The 3,202-nt window shown below is 45.1% G+C and carries 3 protein-coding genes and 1 pseudogene; 2 read left to right on the top strand and 2 right to left on the bottom strand.

Features of this window, described 5'->3' with window-relative positions:
- A partial coding sequence (locus GRP75_RS22535) for an ATP-binding cassette domain-containing protein (protein WP_483311108.1) occupies positions 1-314 on the top strand: 314 nt, incomplete at its 5' end.
- Between the two features lie 17 nt (positions 315-331).
- Here the strand turns inward: GRP75_RS22535 and GRP75_RS22530 are convergent.
- Both GRP75_RS22530 and trhO read right to left on the bottom strand, forming a co-directional pair.
- A complete protein-coding gene (locus GRP75_RS22530; RefSeq protein ID WP_069080113.1) occupies positions 332-1,258 on the bottom strand; it encodes an AEC family transporter in 927 nt (308 codons plus the stop codon).
- Between the two features lie 209 nt (positions 1,259-1,467).
- The gene (trhO, locus tag GRP75_RS22525) at positions 1,468-2,361 is read right to left on the bottom strand and encodes an oxygen-dependent tRNA uridine(34) hydroxylase TrhO (protein ID WP_028541377.1); all 894 of its coding nucleotides are present in this window, start codon (positions 2,359-2,361) and stop codon (positions 1,468-1,470) included.
- A 210-nt stretch (positions 2,362-2,571) separates the two neighbouring features.
- Between trhO and GRP75_RS22520 the strand changes: the two are divergent.
- Positions 2,572-3,202 (top strand): annotated as a pseudogene (locus tag GRP75_RS22520) (alpha-galactosidase); the annotation flags it as partial.

The following is a 3,202-nucleotide window of genomic DNA, read 5'->3' as shown; positions in this document are numbered from 1 at the left end:
CATTAATGGCCTCGCCCAAGCTACTGATTTTGGACGAGGCGTGTAATGGTTTGGACTTTTTCTCCCGGGAAGCATTGCTGGATAGCGTTCGCCAGTTATCGGAGTCGCCGGCTTCGCCGAATTTACTGTATGTTACACATCATATCGAAGAAATTCTACCGATGTACACGCATACGATTCTAATCCGCCGGGGCACGGTATTTGCCAAAGGTAAAACGACTGATATTCTAAGCAGTGAAACGCTTAGTGCTTTTTTTGAAACGCCTGTGCAAGTAGAATGGAGACAGAATCGCGCATGGCTCTCTATGGTGTAGAGAGTCTTTTTTGCTCGCTAACCTGCTACCAACATAATCAGAATAGGCAAAATCAGGAATGAGGCAAGCGTGCTCCACAGGATGCAGGTGGAAACCAGTTTTGGCGATGCATTAAATTTTTCTGCTAAAATGACAGCATTCACAGCAACCGGCATCGAGGCCAAAATGAAGAGAACGGAGAACAAAAGGCCTGAAATTCCCAGTATTAGCATAGCAAGACAAGCCGCAAGCGGCGAGAGTAGAAGCCGAATTGTTAGTCCGGCATAGCTGGCTTTTTTAATAGACGACTCCAGCTTGAATATTTTTACATAAGCCATCTGGGTACCAAGGATCGCAAGCACGACCGGAGAATAGGCGGCAGCAATCATCGAGACGCCTGACTGAATCCCTAAGGGAAGATGCCAGTCCAGCAACCGCAGTCCCATGGCAAGTAGAGCTGCATAGATCGCAGGAAGTGAAAACACCGACTTAACAGCACTTTGAACAGAAAATTCAGAGCGGGCTGCAAAGTAAACGCCAATGGTATTGACCATAATCATCTGGATGACGACATACACGGAGGCTTTATCCAGACCGAGCTGCCCAAAGGCAAGTAAAATAAGGGGCAGGCCATAATTTGCACTATTGGTCAGCGTAGAGATTAAGGTAAGTCCAGCCGTTTCCGGAGTGCTCAGTCTAAAGATTTTCCCCGCTAATTGTGCAATTCCCCACAACAGCAGCAGGTTCAGTATTGAAAAAGCGGCAGTCTGCGCCACATCATGCCAGGAAAGCTGTGCTTTGAGTAGCGTGTCCAGAATCATTGCGGGGCTTAAAAAATATAAATACAAAGTCGAGAGCGGTTTCGTTTCCAGCTTCATGAATTTGCCGAGTAAAAATCCGGCGATCACCGGAATGGACAGCGGAACGATAACGGATAATAGAGTTGAAAGTACGATTTGAATCATGAATTCCACCCATCCTTTCTGTAATGACATTTTCCATTATAAGACGCTACTTTCGAGCCCGTCCAAGATGAAAATACAATCAAGGTCATAGGTACATACTATGAAGCTTTCGACACTTATTGTGAAAACAACAAAAGGGATGCCCACAGCCATGTTGAACGGCTAATAGGGCATCCCTCTTGTTATAATGAACTAATGATGCTGCTGATTTATGCAGTAGCCACGGTTTCCGCTTTGGTTCGGCAATCGTCAGAGCAATAGTGCTGATGCTGTTCTTCGCAATCCGGACATACGATATGCTGGAGATTGCACACCGGGCAATTGATATAATGATCGCTAGGCGTTTCACAATGGAAGCACTTGCCAACAATGACGTCCTCATCCGTATGATTGATCGGAATCGAGATTCGTTCGTCAAACACGTAGCATTTACCGTCAAATAAACGTCCTTGTACTTCCGGGTCCTTGCTGTAAGTCACAATGCCGCCATCCAACTGGCCTACATCGTTAAATCCTTCTTTGATCAGAAGACCGGACAACTTTTCGCAACGGATACCTCCGGTGCAGTACGTCAAGATTTTCTTGTCCTTGAACTGAGTCATATTGTCGCGAATCCATTGTGGAAATTCACGGAACGATTCGACTTCGGGGCGAATAGCCCCACGGAAATGACCGATGTCATATTCATAGTCATTACGTCCGTCCAGAACAACTACATCTTCATCTTGAAGCTGTTCATAAAACTCCTTTGGTGACAGACGCTTACCGCTAATTTCATTAGGGTCCAGCTCATCTTCATGACGCAGCGTAACAAGCTCCTGACGATGGCGTACAAATATTTTCTTGAACGCATGACCGTCAGACTCATCTATTTTAATAACGATATCGTGGAATTTCGGATTGGCGCGCAAATCACGCATATATTGCTCCGTTTGCTCTACTGTACCAGACAGTGTTCCGTTGATTCCTTCCGCAGCAATCAAGATTCTTCCCTTGACGCCCAGCTCCTTGCAGTAAGCCAGATGCTCTGCCGTAAAGGTGGCAGGATCTTCAATGTTGACATATTTGTAAAACAACAAAATTCGATAAGCATGTTCACACACGTAAAATCACCCTCTGATTCAAGTCAAAGTTTTTTAACAAGCAATTTTAAATGTACCACATTCTTTAAGTTAGTCAACTTAAATGTATAAAAAGTGGAAATGGAAAAGATGACGAGCGACAAAAGTAAGGGTTTACATTATAATAGTAACGTAGTGATGAGGAGATTTTTAGTAGCAGGATGAGTTCTTCTAGATGAGAGGATGAATGAAATGAAACATCATTTGACAGCGCATACACCACCTATGGGGTGGAATAGCTGGGATTGCTACGGTGCAGCAGTACGGGAAGAGGAAGTACGGGGAAATGCTCAATATATGGCGGAGCACCTGAAGGAATATGGTTGGGAATATGTCGTTGTAGATATTCAGTGGTATGAGTCAGGAGCAGTATCTTCACAGTATCGCCCGTTTGTCCCATTGGAAATGGATTCATTTTCACGTCTTATTCCAGCGGTGAATCGTTTTCCTTCGGCAGCAGATGGACGAGGCTTCCAAGCTCTTGCGGAATATGTACACGGACTGGGATTGAAATTTGGTATACATATTATGAGAGGCATCTCCCGTCAGGCGGTGCACCAGGATACCCCGATTTTGGGAACTACAGCCACGGCGAGACAAATTGCGCACCCCAACTCTATTTGTCCTTGGAACACAGATATGTATGGGGTAGATGCATCCAAGGAGGGCGCACAGGAATACTATAATTCATTGTTTGACATGTATGCGGAATGGGGTGTGGATTTTGTCAAAGTAGATGCCATTGCTGCATCACATCTCTATGGTATTCATTTGGCGGAAATTGAATTGATTAGGCGAGCTATCGCCCAATGCGGACGTCCGA

The organism is Paenibacillus sp. OT2-17, assembly GCF_009827695.1.
Taxonomy (GTDB): domain Bacteria; phylum Bacillota; class Bacilli; order Paenibacillales; family Paenibacillaceae; genus Paenibacillus; species Paenibacillus polymyxa_B.
The sequence above is the reverse complement of the archived record's forward strand: the minus strand, read 5'-3'. Positions and strand labels throughout refer to the sequence as shown.

Excerpts from the sequence above, each read along its gene's own strand:
- GRP75_RS22530 (WP_069080113.1), bottom strand. The coding sequence starts at position 1,258 with ATGATTCAAATCGTACTTTCAACTCTATTATCCGTTATCGTTCCGCTG.